16 protein-coding genes are annotated in these 13,012 nt (G+C 69.2%); 5 read left to right on the top strand and 11 right to left on the bottom strand.

Annotated features, from left to right (window positions below; genetic code table 11):
* Positions 1–198: 198 nt before the first annotated feature.
* On the top strand, positions 199–324 hold the full coding sequence (locus tag ACSF8R_RS14090; protein WP_434812383.1) for a hypothetical protein: 126 nt from the start codon (positions 199–201) through the stop codon (positions 322–324).
* Between the two features lie 4 nt (positions 325–328).
* Positions 329–1,036, top strand: coding sequence for an NADPH-dependent F420 reductase (locus tag ACSF8R_RS14095; RefSeq protein WP_005052154.1), 708 nt, complete (start codon positions 329–331; stop codon positions 1,034–1,036).
* Between the two features lie 50 nt (positions 1,037–1,086).
* Here ACSF8R_RS14095 and ACSF8R_RS14100 read toward each other — a convergent pair whose 3' ends face one another.
* Genes ACSF8R_RS14100 through ACSF8R_RS14130 form a run of 7 tightly spaced genes read right to left on the bottom strand, consistent with a single transcriptional unit; the run spans position 1,087 to position 7,772 of the window.
* Positions 1,087–1,779, bottom strand: coding sequence for a substrate-binding domain-containing protein (locus ACSF8R_RS14100; RefSeq protein WP_043340944.1), 693 nt, complete (start codon positions 1,777–1,779; stop codon positions 1,087–1,089).
* A gap of 14 nt (positions 1,780–1,793) precedes the next feature.
* Positions 1,794–2,753 (bottom strand): aldo/keto reductase, encoded by a 960-nt coding sequence (locus ACSF8R_RS14105; RefSeq protein ID WP_052323122.1) that lies wholly within the window; start codon positions 2,751–2,753, stop codon positions 1,794–1,796.
* Between the two features lie 11 nt (positions 2,754–2,764).
* Positions 2,765–3,718, bottom strand: a complete 954-nt coding sequence (locus ACSF8R_RS14110) for a Gfo/Idh/MocA family oxidoreductase (RefSeq protein WP_005052163.1) — start codon at positions 3,716–3,718, stop codon at positions 2,765–2,767.
* Positions 3,715–5,067 (bottom strand): protocatechuate 4,5-dioxygenase subunit alpha/beta, encoded by a 1,353-nt coding sequence (locus ACSF8R_RS14115; RefSeq protein ID WP_005052165.1) that lies wholly within the window; start codon positions 5,065–5,067, stop codon positions 3,715–3,717. The genes ACSF8R_RS14110 and ACSF8R_RS14115 overlap by 4 nt, the downstream gene beginning before the upstream one ends.
* Positions 5,068–5,069: 2 nt before the next feature.
* Entirely contained in the window at positions 5,070–6,023 is a 954-nt protein-coding gene (locus tag ACSF8R_RS14120) for an amidohydrolase family protein (RefSeq protein WP_005052167.1), read from the bottom strand.
* 2 nt (positions 6,024–6,025) lie between these two features.
* The gene (ligK, locus tag ACSF8R_RS14125) at positions 6,026–6,724 is read right to left on the bottom strand and encodes a 4-carboxy-4-hydroxy-2-oxoadipate aldolase/oxaloacetate decarboxylase (RefSeq protein WP_005052171.1); all 699 of its coding nucleotides are present in this window, start codon (positions 6,722–6,724) and stop codon (positions 6,026–6,028) included.
* 19 nt (positions 6,725–6,743) lie between these two features.
* Positions 6,744–7,772: an amidohydrolase family protein gene (locus ACSF8R_RS14130; protein ID WP_005052173.1), complete on the bottom strand. Its 1,029-nt coding sequence runs from the start codon at positions 7,770–7,772 to the stop codon at positions 6,744–6,746.
* 149 nt (positions 7,773–7,921) lie between these two features.
* Between ACSF8R_RS14130 and ACSF8R_RS14135 the strand changes: the two genes are divergently transcribed.
* Positions 7,922–8,830, top strand: coding sequence for a LysR family transcriptional regulator (locus ACSF8R_RS14135; RefSeq protein ID WP_005052175.1), 909 nt, complete (start codon positions 7,922–7,924; stop codon positions 8,828–8,830).
* Here the strand turns inward: ACSF8R_RS14135 and ACSF8R_RS14140 are convergent.
* Positions 8,827–9,477: a hypothetical protein gene (locus tag ACSF8R_RS14140; protein WP_005052177.1), complete on the bottom strand. Its 651-nt coding sequence runs from the start codon at positions 9,475–9,477 to the stop codon at positions 8,827–8,829. The genes ACSF8R_RS14135 and ACSF8R_RS14140 overlap by 4 nt on opposite strands.
* An 84-nt stretch (positions 9,478–9,561) precedes the next feature.
* Between ACSF8R_RS14140 and ACSF8R_RS14145 the strand changes: the two genes are divergently transcribed.
* Positions 9,562–10,311, top strand: a complete 750-nt coding sequence (locus tag ACSF8R_RS14145; RefSeq protein ID WP_005052180.1) for an IclR family transcriptional regulator — start codon at positions 9,562–9,564, stop codon at positions 10,309–10,311.
* A 97-nt stretch (positions 10,312–10,408) separates the two neighbouring features.
* On the top strand, positions 10,409–11,593 hold the full coding sequence (locus ACSF8R_RS14150; RefSeq protein ID WP_005052183.1) for a 4-hydroxybenzoate 3-monooxygenase: 1,185 nt from the start codon (positions 10,409–10,411) through the stop codon (positions 11,591–11,593).
* A gap of 49 nt (positions 11,594–11,642) precedes the next feature.
* On the opposite strand, the gene ACSF8R_RS14155 is transcribed toward ACSF8R_RS14150, so the two are convergent.
* Genes ACSF8R_RS14155 through ACSF8R_RS14165 form a run of 3 tightly spaced genes read right to left on the bottom strand, consistent with a single transcriptional unit; the run spans position 11,643 to position 13,009 of the window.
* Positions 11,643–12,179 carry a nuclear transport factor 2 family protein gene (locus ACSF8R_RS14155; RefSeq protein ID WP_052323124.1) on the bottom strand — a complete coding sequence of 179 codons (537 nt, stop codon included), beginning with the start codon at positions 12,177–12,179 and terminating at the stop codon, positions 11,643–11,645.
* Positions 12,180–12,197: 18 nt separating this feature from the next.
* Positions 12,198–12,497 carry a Dabb family protein gene (locus ACSF8R_RS14160; protein WP_005052188.1) on the bottom strand — a complete coding sequence of 100 codons (300 nt, stop codon included), beginning with the start codon at positions 12,495–12,497 and terminating at the stop codon, positions 12,198–12,200.
* Entirely contained in the window at positions 12,494–13,009 is a 516-nt protein-coding gene (locus ACSF8R_RS14165) for an FAD-binding protein (protein ID WP_005052190.1), read from the bottom strand. The genes ACSF8R_RS14160 and ACSF8R_RS14165 overlap by 4 nt, the downstream gene beginning before the upstream one ends.
* Positions 13,010–13,012 lie beyond the last annotated feature (3 nt).

Genomic DNA, 13,012 nt, shown 5'->3' on the forward strand with positions numbered 1-13,012 from the left:
CCCCCCCCCCCCCCCCCCCCCCCACACACACCCCCCCCCCCCAGATCTTAGCGAGTGACTGGAGTTCAGACGTGTGCTCTTCCGATCTCCCGGCAGGCCGGGCGCTGCGCGCGGGGTCGGGCCGCTGCGCGGCCCTCCGGTTGGGTGCGGTGTGCGTGCCTCTGGCTGGCGGTCTCGGGGTGGCTGGTGTCGGTACGTATGCCGGTCACGAGTCTCCCGCTCAGCGAGATCGTCGAGATCCATCGGATCCTCGACACGCACCACGCCGTCGGCAAGACCGTCGTGGACCTCTCCGACAACCCGCACCTGCCCCAGGAGGCGTGACCAGATGTCCACGACGCAGACGCCGACGCTGACGCTGATCGGCCCCGGTCGGCACGGCACAGCGATCGCAGGCCTGTTCGCCTCCCACGGCGTGAACATCAGCCTGTTCCACTACAAGCCGGCGAAGGCTGAGGCCGCCGCCCGGCGACTCCGACCGATCGCGCGGAATGCCCGCATCGACATAGCGACATCCCTGGAGGAAGCCGCCCAGGCATCCCCGTTCCTTGCCCTCACCACCCTCTGGGGCGCCCCGCAGCAGGCGGTGGTCTCTGCACTCGGGGACCTCCTGGACGGCAAGATCCTGATCGACGTCGCCAACCCGCTGGACGTCACGCCCACGGGCGTGCAGCTGCGGCGACCCGTGGAAGGGTCTGCGGGGCAGTACCTGGCGTCGCTCCTTCCGGCGAACGTGGGACACGTGAAGGCGTTCTCGAACCTCGCCACCGCCGCGGTCGCGAGCTCCGCGATCGCCGAGGCGAGCCCGAAGGCGGTCCTGCCGTACCTGGCCGACTCGGCGGAGACATCCGCGCAGGTCCGCCCGCTGCTGGCGCAGACCGGCTGGCAGCCCCGCTACGTCGGCACGCTCCGCAGCGCCCGCGACCTCGAGATCACCGGCACCTACAACCAGGTGTCCGGCCGGCTCGGACGCAACGTTCTCGACGTCGACGAGTTCACCGCCCGGTTCGGCCCCGAGCAGACGCCGGACGCCTGACGGCCGCGTGAGCCATCCGGCACACCGGGCGAAGCGGCGCCGAATCCCGGTCAGTCCCGTCGTGCAGGCGGGCTGAAGGCGTGCTCTGTCTTGATGGATGCCGTCGAATCGGACGCGAAGAACGCCAGGACGTCGCGGGCTCGTCGCGGGTCGGATGAGGTGGTCGCGACGGCGCCCGAGAACACGGTCTCGATGGCGCAGTCCGAAGGCAGGACACCGAGGATGCGCACCCCGGGTTGACCGACGAGCTCGCTGAGCTGCTGGAAGCCGAGGTCGACCTGGCCGTCGGCGAGCAGCCGGGCGACCGGGATGCCGGGTCGCGCCTGCACGAGACGATCGCCCACCTGGCCGGTGAGGCCCCAGTCGTCGATCGTGCGGACGAGCGCCGTGCCGCTCGGGCCGGTGGAGTAGCCGATGCGAGCGGCGGCGCGCAGGGCCTCGCGGACCCCGCGGGCGTCCGCGAACGCCGCCGTGTCGGGGCGGGCGGCGGGCGAGGGCGTGCCCGAGGGAACCGCGACCGCGACGCGCGAGAGCATGAGCGGTGTGACCGTCGCCGCGTCCACGTGGCCGTCTCCGGAGAGCCGGTCCAGAGCGTCGGCGGCGAGGAACACCAGATCGAGCTGCTCACCCCCGGCCACGCGCTGGGCGGCGTCCACTCCGCCGACGGACTCGATCTCGACGAGGGGCAACCCCCTGTCCGCTGCCGCCGTGGCCAGGTCGGCGAGGACCTGACGCGTCGCCATGGAGGAGATGGCTCTCACACGGCCGCCTCGAACGACTCGGCGTCGACCTCGCTCGTCCCGGTGGCGTTGTAGCGCGGCCCCGACACCGTGGCGGTGTCGATCAGCTCGCCCGCGCGCACGAGCACCGCGGGATCGACGACCGTGCCGAGAGAGCGCTGGTTCTCGCGCACGTGGTGCGCATCCGTGCTCCCGGGGATCGGCACGACGTGATCGCCGCGGGAGAGCAGCCACGCCAAGGCCAGCTGTGCCGGCGTGCGGCCGGCCTCGGCGGCGAGGGCTCGCCACGCGGGCAGCAACGCGGCGTTGGCGGCCCAGTGCTCCGGCTGGAAGCGCGGCATCGCGCGGCGGATGTCCTTCGGCGGCAACTGCTCCGGGTCGGTGATGGAGTCGGCGAGGTACCCGCGTCCGACCGGTGAGAACGCGACCAGCGCCACCCCGGCGTCACGGGTGGCGTCGAGGATGCCGAGCTCGGGATTGCGACTCCAGAGCGAGTACTCGTTCTGCACCGCGGCGATGGGCGCCGCCGCGAGCGCCTCCCGGAGACGGTCCACCGACACCTCCGACAGCCCGATGGCGCCGATCTTTCCCGCCGCCACCATCTCGGCCAGCGCCCCGACGCTCTCGGCGATCGGCACCTTCTTGTCCCACCGGTGCAGGTAGTAGAGATCGATGTGTTCGACGCCGAGCCGCCGCAGCGAGGCGTCGACCTGTGCGCGCAGCGTCTCGGGGCGCCCGTCGATGACCTTCACGCCGTCGACGAGCGCCATGCCGCCCTTGCTGGCCAGCACGACCTCGTCCCGACGCCCCGCGATCGCGCGCCCGACGAGCTCCTCGTTGCGGCCGCCGCCGTACAGCGTGGCGGTGTCGAGCAGCTGGACGCCGTCGTCGAGCGCGGAACGCACGAGCGCCACTCCGTCCTCGAGAGACGGAGGGGTGCCGTAGGCATGGCTGAGGGACATGCACCCGAGCCCCATGCGGGGAAGCCTCACGCGAGCTGCTCCTCGAGCGCGCCGAGCACGCGGTAGCAGTCGATGACCTGGCGGATCGACGAGTTCGGCTCGCGGCCCTCGCGGATCGCGCCGACGAACTCCCGGTCCTGCAGCTCGATGCCGTTGAGGCTGACGGCGACCTGCGAGACGTCGATCTGCTCGTCACGACCGTTGTAGAGGTCGTCGTAGCGCGCGATGTAGGTCTCGGTGTCGCCGATGTAGCGGAAGAACGTGCCGAACGGTCCGTTGTTGTTGAACGACAGCGACAGCGTGCAGATCGCGCCGGTCTCGCTCTTGAGCTGGATCGACATGTCCATCGCGATGCCGAGGTCGGGGTGGATCGGGCCCTGGATGGCGTTGGCCTGCACGATCCGACCCGCCTGGTAGGCGAACAGGTCGACCGTGTGTGCCGCATGGTGCCACAGCAGATGGTCGGTCCACGACCGCGCCTCGCCTTTCGCGTTCGTGTTCGTGCGGCGGAAGAAGTACGTCTGCACGTCCATCTGCTGCACCGCGAACTCGCCGGCCGCGATCCGGTTGTGCACCAGCTGATGCGACGGGTTGAACCGCCGCGTGTGCCCGACCATGGCGACCCGGTCGGAGGCGGATGCCGCGGCCAGGGTGGCCTCGGCATCCGCCAGCGAATCGGCGAGCGGGATCTCGACCTGCACGTGCTTGCCCGCGGCGAGCACCGCCTGCGTCTGATCCGCGTGCTGCTGCGTCGGCGTCGCGAGGATCACCGCGTCGACGTCGTCTCGCTCGAGCACGGCGTCGAGACCGAGCACGGCATTCGGCACGCCGTACTTCTCGGCCACCGACTCCGTGGGCTCGGGCCTGGTGCCGCTGACGACGGTCACCTCGGCGTCGGGGATGTTCGCGAGGCCGTCGAGGTGCTTCATGCCGAAGGCGCCGGCGGCGCCGACGACGGCGACGCGAACCTTGTCACTCATGCGTGGACTTCCTCCAGGGGGAGGCTCACACTCTCGGACTCGACGGGCCGCGGCGCGACGGGGTTGGTGACGACCAGGTGGCCGACGGCGGTGTTGGACGCCGGGACGTGGTAGAACCGGTGGTTCACCTCGGGCGCCCCGCCGCCGAACTGGTCGTCCATCGCCCCACGGGCGATGAGCCAGTCCACCAGCTCGATGCCCTCGGATCCGGCCTCGTCGACGTACTCCATGTGCGACCATTCGGTGAGGCCCAGCGGGTCGGCGATCAGGTGGTCGAGGAACGCGTTGTCCCACTCCTCGTTGATCAGTCCCGCGCGCGGGCCCTGCAGCTGGTGGCTCATCCCCCCGGTGCCCCAGATCTGCACGTTGAGCTCGGGACCGTCCCACTTGTCCAGCGCGCGACGGATCGCCTTGCCCAACTCGTAGCACCGACGCCCGGACGGAACCGGGTACTGCACGACGTTCACCGGAAGCGGGATGACCCGGCACGGCCACTCCTCGACGTCGCCGAACACCAGCGACAGCGGCACGGTCAGGCCGTGGTCGACGACCATCTCGTTGACGAGGGTGAGGTCGAAATCGTCCTGGATGACCGACTGGGCGATGTGCGCGGCGAGCTCGGGATACCCCTTCACGTCGGGCACCGGGCGCGGGCCGTAACCCTCGTCGGCGACGGGATAGTGCGCGCCCGTGCCCAGGACGAAGGTCGGGATGATGTTCGAGTCGAACGCCGTGGCGTGGTCGTTGTACACCAGGATGATGACGTCGGGCGTGTTCTCCTTGGCCCACTTCCGGGTCCACTGGTACCCGTCGAAGACCTTCTTCCAGTACGGCTCCTCGGTCTTGCCCAGGTCCATCGCGGCGCCGATCGCCGGCACGTGCGACGTGAACAGCGCCGACGTGAACTTCGCGGGGGCGTCCGGGCGCATCACCTCGGACTTCTCGTTCGAGGGCGGGGTCCACCCGTCGAGATCCTTCAGGCGCACGCCCTCGGGACGTCGGCCACCTCCGACCATCATGTCGCGGTACGCCGCCTCCGACATCCCGGTCATCGAGCCGGCCATCTGCTGGAAGCTCAGACCGTGCGTGGCGCCGATCTTGCTCAGGAAGTAGATGTTGCCGCCCTCGGCGATGCAGGTGTTCAGGTCGAGATCGAGCACCGCCTGACGCTGCACCGGGGTGAGGGGCCATTCGTCGAGGTACGCCTCGCGGTCGGCGAGGTAGCGCTCGCGGTTCTCGGGCTTCATGAGAGACATCGAGAACTGGTTGAGGTGGTAGCCCTTGCGGGCCTGCTCGGCATCGAAGATGGTCGTGCCGGGGATGTCCTTGTACGGCTTGTCGAGTGCCATGGTCATTCTCCTTCGGGCCAGTACAGCCGCGACGGGTTGTCGACGAGCAGCCTCTGCTGCAGTTCGGGGGTCGTCGCGATCTGTGGGATGTAGTCGACCAGCAGCCCGTCGTCAGGCATGTGGTCCTTGAGGTTGGGGTGGGGCCAGTCGGTGCCCCACAGCACGCGATCGGGGAACTCCTCGACCACGCGACGGGCGAACGGCACGACATCCGTATAGGCGTGCTGCTCGCCATTCAGCGCGCGCGGACCGGTGGCGCTGAGCCGCTCGGGGCACGACACCTTCGTCCACACGTTGGGGTTCTCGCGCATGAAGCGCAGGAACAGCTCGAACTCCGGACCCTCCGGGTCCTTCGTCACATCCGGACGCCCCATGTGGTCGACCACGACGTCCGTCGGGATCGCCGAGAAGAAGTCGTAGAGGTCGGGAAGGTCCTCGGCCTCGAAGTAGATGACGACATGCCACCCGAGGGGGGCGATCTTCTCCACGATCGCGTCGAGCGAGTCGGTCGGCACCCGGTCGACGAGGCGTTTGACGAAGTTGAACCGCACGCCGCGCACACCGGCCTCGTGCAGCTCGGCGAGCTCCTCGTCGGTCACGTCGCGACGAACCGTCGCGACCCCGCGGGCACGCCCCTTGCTGCGGCGCAGCGCGTCGACGAGCGCCCGGTTGTCGGCGCCGTGGCAGGTCGCCTGCACGATGACGTTCCGGTCGAAGCCGAGCTGGTCGCGCAGCGCGAACAGCTGCGCGGCCGACGCGTCGCACGGCGTGTACTTGCGCTCGGGGGCGTAGGGGAACTCCGCGCCGGGGCCGAACACGTGGCAGTGCGCGTCGACAGCGCCGGCGGGGAGCCGGAACGTCGGGGTCGTCGGGCCGTCGTACCAGTCCAGCCAACCGGGCGTCTTCTCGAAGCCGCCGCTGGTGTCGCCGTGCGCGATCGCCTGTGCGTGAGCCATCGTCAATCCTCCACGTACTCGAGGCCCGCGGCCGCCAGCGGCTCCCGCATGCCGTAGATGTCGAGACCGAGCACGCCCTCGCGGAACTTCTGGCGCTTGGCCTCCTCGTTGTCCTCGCGCTTCTGCGAGGCGTCGGCGACGGCGCCGACGAGCTCGCGGGGGACGACCACGACGCCGTCGACATCCGCGACCACCACGTCGCCGGGGTTCACCACGGCGTTCGCCACGACCACGGGGATGTTGACCGAGCCCAGCGTCGCCTTGACGGTGCCCTTCGCGCTGATGGCGCGGGAGAAGACCGGGAAGCCCATCTTCTCGAGGTCGGCGACGTCGCGGACGCCCCCGTCGATGACCAGGCCCTTGCAGCCCCGGGCGGTGAGGGAGGTGGCGAGCAGCTCGCCGAAGAAGCCGTCCTCGCTCTCCGTGGTGCAGCCGGCGACGATGACGTCGCCCTCCTGCACCTGCTCGGCGGCGACGTGGAACATCCAGTTGTCGCCGGGCTGCAGGAGCACCGTGACGGCCGGGCCGCACAGCGTCGCCCCGCTGTACGCCGGGCGGATGTACGGCCGCAGCAGGCCGACCCGGCCCATCGCCTCGTGGATCGTGGCGACCCCGAACCGCGAGAGCCGCGCGACGTCGGCGGAGTCGGGCCGCTCGATGCGCGTGCGGACGATGCCGAGGTCGTTCAGTCGCTGAGTCATCGGGTTCTCCAGGGTGAGGTCACAGGCCGCGGGCTCGCAGGGCGCGGTCCAGGCGCGGGTACACGCGGCGGGCGTTGCCTTCGAAGACCTGTCCGCGTCGTTCGTCGGTGAGGTTCCCGGTCGCATCCACGTATCGCTTCGTGTCGTCGAAGTAGTGGCCCGTGCGCGGGTCGACGTCGCGGACGGCGCCGATCATCTCGCTCGCGAAGAGGATGTTCTCGGTCGGGATGACCCCGGTGAGCAGGTCGATGCCCGGCTGGTGGTACACGCACGTGTCGAAGTACACGTTGCCCAGGAGGTGCTCCTCCAGCTCGGGCTTGCCGAGCGCCATCGCCAGGCCGCGGAAGCGTCCCCAGTGATAGGGCACCGCGCCGCCGCCGTGCGGGATGACGAGCTTCAGGTCGGGGAAGTCGCGGAACAGGTCGCCCTTGAGCAGCTGCATGAATGCCGTCGTGTCGGCACCCAGGTAGTGGTCGCCGGTGGTGTGGAACTGCGGCTTGCACGAGGTGCTCACGTGGATCATCGCGGGCAGCTCGTACTCGACGAGCTTCTCGTAGAGCGGATACCAGCTCTTGTCCGTCAGCAGCGGGGCGGTCCACAGTCCGCCGGACGGGTCGGGGTTGATGTTGACGGTCACGACGCCCAGATCGTTCACCGCCCGGTCGAGTTCGGCGAGGGTCGTCTTCGGGTCGACGCCCGGCGACTGCGGGAGCATCGCGCCCGGGAGGAAACGGTCGGGGAACAGCTGCGACACCCGCGCGACGAGGTCGTTGCAGATGCGCGCCCAGGTCTCGCTGACGGCGAGGTCGCCGAGGTGGTGGGCCATGAACGATGCACGGGGACTGAACACCGTGACATCGCTGCCGCGGTCGTCCATCAGCCGCAACTGGTTCGCCTCGATGGTCTCGCGGATGTCGTCATCGCTGATCCGCAGCGCGGCCGGGTCGGGCGCCTCGCCCGCGCCTTCCGCATACGCGATCTGCAGATCGCGCCACGCTCCCAGCTGCGCGGGGGCCGTGGTGTAGTGGCCATGGATGTCGATGATCAACGTGCGTCCTCGTCACTGTGATCGGGTCGGTGCCGGGTGGTGCGTGCCACGTCGGCAGCGGTGCCGGTGCTGTCACCCTGACTCTAGTTCGCTCTATGGGTATGGTCCAATAGATGTAGGAGCCGAACCGTATAGATGGGATCAATGCGATGTCGCTCACCGATCTCAACCAGTTGCGCACTTTCGTCGTGCTGTACGAGCTGCGCAGTCTGACCGCCGCCGCCGAGCGATTGCACGTCACGCAGCCGACGGTCAGCTACACGCTGAGGAGGTTGCGGCAGCGGTTCGGCGACGACCTGTTCCGCCGCCAGGGGAACGAGATGGTGCCGACCCCGCGTGCCCGGCAGCTGTTCGGACCGCTGCACGAGGCACTGTCGCGCATCGATGCCGTGGTGAGCGCGCCCGACGCCTTCGATCCCGCGAGCTTCGGCGGGGAGCTCTCGCTCGCGCTGACCTCGATCGGCGAGCAGACCTTCCTGCCGCCGATCATGCCGGTGCTCGCGAAGGAGGCGCCGGACCTTCACCTGCAGGTGCGGCGGCTGGACGCGGATCAGGTGGAAGACGGGCTCGTCCGGGGCACCATCGACCTGGCGATCACGGTGTCGTTGCTGGACTCGCCGCGGCTGTGGCGCACACCGGTGCGCGACGTGGAGTACGTGGCGCTGTCCTCGCGTGCCCATCCGCTGCCTCCGACCGCCGCGGACATGTTCGTCGGGCGCCGCTTCGTGCGGGTGTCCTCCCGCGGCGGCCACGTGTACCCGCTCCAGGCGATGATCGAACAGGGACTCATGCCGCAGGTGACGCTGACGGTCGAGGAGTACGCCACCGTGCCCGCGGTGCTCGAGGCGACCGATCTCGTCGTGCTGCTGCCGCGACACGTGGCCGAGGTGTTCTGCGGATGGTTCCCCGGTCTGCGCATCGCCGAGCTGCCGTGGCCGGGCCAGAGCACCCCGGTCGCGCTCTACACGCGACGCGAACTGAGCATGTCTCCCGCGCAGACGTGGTTCCGATCGGTGGTGCTGGATGCGGTGGCCGCCGACGACCACCGGCCGACCTAGCCGTTCTTGCGGTTCCAGCTTGCCTTCGCGGGCGCGAAAGGGCTGCGCACGTGGATCGACCAGTTCGAGTGCGGGTGGACGGAGAGGATCGCCCGTTCGAACCACGACCGGGCCTCGTCCGAGAGCTGCGGCAGCACCACGTCCTTGTCGAGGTCATCCTCCGGCCGCGGCCGCAACGCCTTCCAGACCAGCTGCACCTCGGGCGCACCGGTCGGAATGCCGTCGACCTCGAGCACGGCGCGATCCCACGGCAACTGCAGCCGCGGGTCTCGCCGGTACAGCCAGGCATGTTCCGTCCCATCCTCGACGTTCACCTGAAGCACCCAGGCGCCGGAGCGCTCGTCCTGAATCCGCACCGGCTGCACATCGGCATCGTCGGGCGCGTCGGCCCAGGGGATGACGGCGTCCTCCCCCGCAGGCGCCCAGGCGGTGAAACCGGCAGGCAACGCCCGGACCAGCTGCGGCAGCCCGCCTTGGGTGGTGCTCACGTCCGTGTTCGGCCGTTCGCGGATCGTCCGGCCCAGCCAGTGCTCCAGGGCCACCCCGCCCGACAGCCACCAGCGGGCGCTACCGACCCGAAGGAGCTCAGCGACAGCATGAGGCGTGAGGGGCTCCCAAGCCGTTGCAGCATCCGGAACAGAAACCATGAGCCGAGGCTACCGCCGTCGCGTCAGGCAGGGGACCAACCATCGCCGCAACACCGTCGACGCGAGCCGTGTCATCCTGAGCGCATGGCGAACTCGCCCTCCAGCGACTCGATGATCGACCGCATCGTGCGCGTCCTCGAGACGTTCACAGCTGATCGTTCGGTGCAGTCGGCCAGTCAGATCGGGCGCCGAGCGGCGCTGCCGTCGTCCACCGCGCACCGGATCGTGGACGAGCTGGTCGACGCCGGACTGCTCGGACGCGACGAGGACCGCCGCGTCCACCTGGGAATGCGCTTGTGGGAACTGGCCCTCCGCGGGTCGACCGCGCTACGTCTGCGCCAGGCGGCGCTCCCCTATATGGAGCGCGTGCAGACGCACATCCGCCAGCACACCCAACTCGCCGTTCTCGAACAGGACGAAGCACTGTTCCTCGAACGCCTTTCGCACCCCGACGCCGGTGCGAACATCACACGGATCGCTGGGCGGCTACCGCTGCACGCCTCCTCGTCGGGCCTCGTCCTGCTCGCGCACGCTCCCGCCGATCTCCGCGAACGCGTGCTCGCCCAGCCGTTGCGCGCTCTCGCACCCGAGACGGTGACCGATCCCGGACGTCTACGCCGTCTCCTCGCTGGCGTGCGTCGCGATGGCGTGGCGATCGCGCAAGGTTCGATCGAATCCGTCTCGACCGGCGTGGCCGTGCCGATCCGCGACGCAGGTGAAGTCGTCGCCGCGCTTTCCGTGGTGCTACCACGACAAGCGCCGCACACGGCGGCGATCATCGCTCTGCGAGAAGCCGTGACCGGCATCGAGGCCACGCTGCGGTCCCCCCGATAGTCGGCGTCTCCCGTTCAACGGGAATGCGGCGTTCGACCGTCTGAACCGGGTTCACACTGAGCGAGGCATCCGTTGTCACGTCGAAGGAGACGCCCCAATGTCCACCATCCGCACCCGCGTCGCCATCGTCGGCGCTGGACCCGCCGGACTGCTGCTGTCGCATCTGCTCGCGGCGTCCGGCCTCGAGTCAGTCGTCATCGATCAGCGTTCCCGTGAAGAGATCGAGACCACGATCCGGGCAGGCATCCTCGAACAGGGCACCGTCGAGGTGCTCGACACGCTCGGCGCGTTCAGCCGCGCCCGCACCCTGGGAGACCGCCACGACGGCATCGAGCTCCGCTTCGCCGGCAGCGGACACCGCATCGACTTCGCCGACCTCGTCGGCCGCGGTGTGTGGCTGTACCCGCAGCACGAAGTCCTGAAGGATCTCATCGCCGCGCGGCTCTCCAGTGGCCAAGACCTGCGCTTCGGCGTGACGGCGCATCGTATCGAGGACCCCGCGTCCGACCGCCCACGCGTCATCGCCACCGGCGCAGACGGATCGCCTCTCGAGATCGAGGCCGAGTTCGTCGTCGGCGCCGACGGGTCACGCAGTGTCGTGCGGGAGGCCGTAACCGGTTCCCACACAGGCGGGCACTTCCGCGAGTACCCGTTCGCCTGGTTCGGCATCCTCTGCGAGGCGCCGCCCAGCGCCGACGAGCTCATCTACAGCAACTCCCCCGATGGCTTCGCGCTCATCAGCCAGCGAAGCACCACCGTGCAGCGCATGTACTTCCAATGCGATCCCCGCACCGACCCCAGCACCCTCACCGAGGAGCAACTGTGGGAAGAACTGCAGAAGCGGGTGCCGGGGACGACGCTCAAGGAAGGCCCCGTCTTCCAACGCGACGTGCTGCGATTCCGGAGCTTCGTCGCCCTCGAACTGCTTCGCGGCCGCCTCGCACTCATCGGCGACGCCGCCCATACCGTGCCGCCCACCGGCGCGAAAGGCATGAACCTTGCCGTAGCCGACGTCCTCGTTCTCGAGCGCGCGCTGCGCGCGCTTCTGCTCGAGAGGGACAGCCGCCTCGTCGAGGCCTTCCCCGAGACGGCGCTGCACCGCATCTGGAAGGCCCAGCACTTCTCCTGGTGGATGACCAGCATGCTTCACGTCGCCCCCGATGCAAGGGACTTCGACCGCCTCCGCCAGCTCGGAGAGCTCCAATCCGTCGTCGAGTCCGAAGCCGGCCGCCGCTTCCTCGCCGAGGCATACACCGGCTGGCCCCTCCACACCCTCACCTGAGCCGGCGCTCACGGTTCGGACCAGAGGGTGCGGCACCCGCGGGTCGGCGTCAGTCCAGCCAGCCGGGGACCGCGGGAACCACCGGGTAGTCGATCGCAGGCGCGTCGCCAACGATGGGATCCATGCGGATCCGGCTCAGTCGCATGAAGGCGATGCGCCAGCCGGACTCGGTGAGTCGGTAGAGCTCCTCGTAGTAGCCATATCCCCGCATCCCCCTCTGTTCCGGCACGGTGATCCCCATATACCCTCGTGACCCGCGTGGCCACGTCAGATAGTCGGTCATGGCCCAGCGCCCGCGAGCCGAGAAGTCATCGATCCGCCGAAACTGCGGCATGAACCCGTGATGGACGCTGACGACCTCTTCGGTCATGTTGCGCATCAGGTTCTCCACGAACGTGTCGGGGTCGGGCGCGGCGGCCCACAGTCCTTCGAAGACGCAGTCGTCCACGAAGAGTCCGCGCAGTTCGTCCCACTGCTTCAGGTCGACGTAGTGAAAATAGCGTGCCTTCAGGTCGCGGAGCTCCTCTGCCACGGTGGGGGTGACCGCACGTACTCGGGGCATCGAGAAACCATCCTCGCTCTTCACGGCGCCTGGGTACTTCCTCTACTGCTCGTCGATCTCGAAGTCGACCGAGGCGATCTGCTCCGAGATCGCTCCGGAGAGAGGGAAGAGCGGCAGATGCGCGGGGTGCGTCGCGTAGGCACGGACATCGTCGAGGGTGCGGAAGTCGGCGACGAGTGCATAGTCCCATGCGCGTTCGCTGCGCATCACGTCGGGGCCGTGTGACAGTCGGACCAGGCCGGGAATCTTTCCGAGCAGACCATCGAGCAGGTCGCGCCACTCCTCGAGCACGGCAGGATCATGGTTCGCTGCGAACGAGAAGAACACGACGTGACGGATCATCGTGCCCCGGCTCCGTCGGCAAGGCTCAGGTCGCCGATCGACGCGCCGCTGGCGGTACGCCCGAGAAGGTAGGCCATGGTCATGATCGGACCGAGCGTGGCGCCGGCGCCGGGGTAGCCGGCGGCGAAGGCGTTCTCGGAGGCGTTGCCGACCGCAAACAGGCCGCGTATGGCATCGCCGTCTGCGTCGAGGACCCTTCCGAGGCCGTCGGTGGCGATCCCTCCGCTGGTGCCGAAGCAGCCGTTCACCACGGCGAGAGCGTAGTAGGGGCCTTGCTCGAGCGGTGCGAGGCTGGGATTGGGATACGGGTTCTGTTCGTCTCCCCAGTAGCGGTCGTACGCGCTCGCACCGCGGTGGAAGTCCGGATCCTCCCCACGGGCGGCGTGCTCGTTGAATCGCGCGACCGTCTCGGCCAGCGCCTGGGCGGGAACGTCGATCTTCCCGGCGAGCTCTCCGAGGGTTGCTCCTTCGACGAGCCAGTCGGGAGTCGGCTCCTGGCGTGCATCGACCAATGT

The organism is Microbacterium sp. bgisy189 (genome assembly GCF_965345345.1).
Lineage (GTDB): Bacteria > Actinomycetota > Actinomycetes > Actinomycetales > Microbacteriaceae > Microbacterium.

Bases quoted from the DNA above. Each gene is read 5' to 3' on its own strand.
- ACSF8R_RS14115 (WP_005052165.1), bottom strand. From the start codon at position 5,067: ATGGCACTCGACAAGCCGTACAAGGACATCCCCGGCACGACCATCTTC.
- ACSF8R_RS14100 (WP_043340944.1), bottom strand. From the start codon at position 1,779: ATGGCGACGCGTCAGGTCCTCGCCGACCTGGCCACGGCGGCAGCGGAC.
- ACSF8R_RS14120 (WP_005052167.1), bottom strand. From the start codon at position 6,023: ATGGCTCACGCACAGGCGATCGCGCACGGCGACACCAGCGGCGGCTTC.
- ACSF8R_RS14110 (WP_005052163.1), bottom strand. From the start codon at position 3,718: ATGAGTGACAAGGTTCGCGTCGCCGTCGTCGGCGCCGCCGGCGCCTTC.
- ACSF8R_RS14105 (WP_052323122.1), bottom strand. From the start codon at position 2,753: ATGGGGCTCGGGTGCATGTCCCTCAGCCATGCCTACGGCACCCCTCCG.
- ligK (WP_005052171.1), bottom strand. From the start codon at position 6,724: ATGACTCAGCGACTGAACGACCTCGGCATCGTCCGCACGCGCATCGAG.
- ACSF8R_RS14090 (WP_434812383.1), top strand. From the start codon at position 199: ATGCCGGTCACGAGTCTCCCGCTCAGCGAGATCGTCGAGATCCATCGG.
- ACSF8R_RS14150 (WP_005052183.1), top strand. From the start codon at position 10,409: ATGTCCACCATCCGCACCCGCGTCGCCATCGTCGGCGCTGGACCCGCC.
- ACSF8R_RS14140 (WP_005052177.1), bottom strand. From the start codon at position 9,477: ATGGTTTCTGTTCCGGATGCTGCAACGGCTTGGGAGCCCCTCACGCCT.
- ACSF8R_RS14135 (WP_005052175.1), top strand. From the start codon at position 7,922: ATGTCGCTCACCGATCTCAACCAGTTGCGCACTTTCGTCGTGCTGTAC.
- ACSF8R_RS14095 (WP_005052154.1), top strand. From the start codon at position 329: ATGTCCACGACGCAGACGCCGACGCTGACGCTGATCGGCCCCGGTCGG.
- ACSF8R_RS14145 (WP_005052180.1), top strand. From the start codon at position 9,562: ATGGCGAACTCGCCCTCCAGCGACTCGATGATCGACCGCATCGTGCGC.
- ACSF8R_RS14160 (WP_005052188.1), bottom strand. From the start codon at position 12,497: ATGATCCGTCACGTCGTGTTCTTCTCGTTCGCAGCGAACCATGATCCT.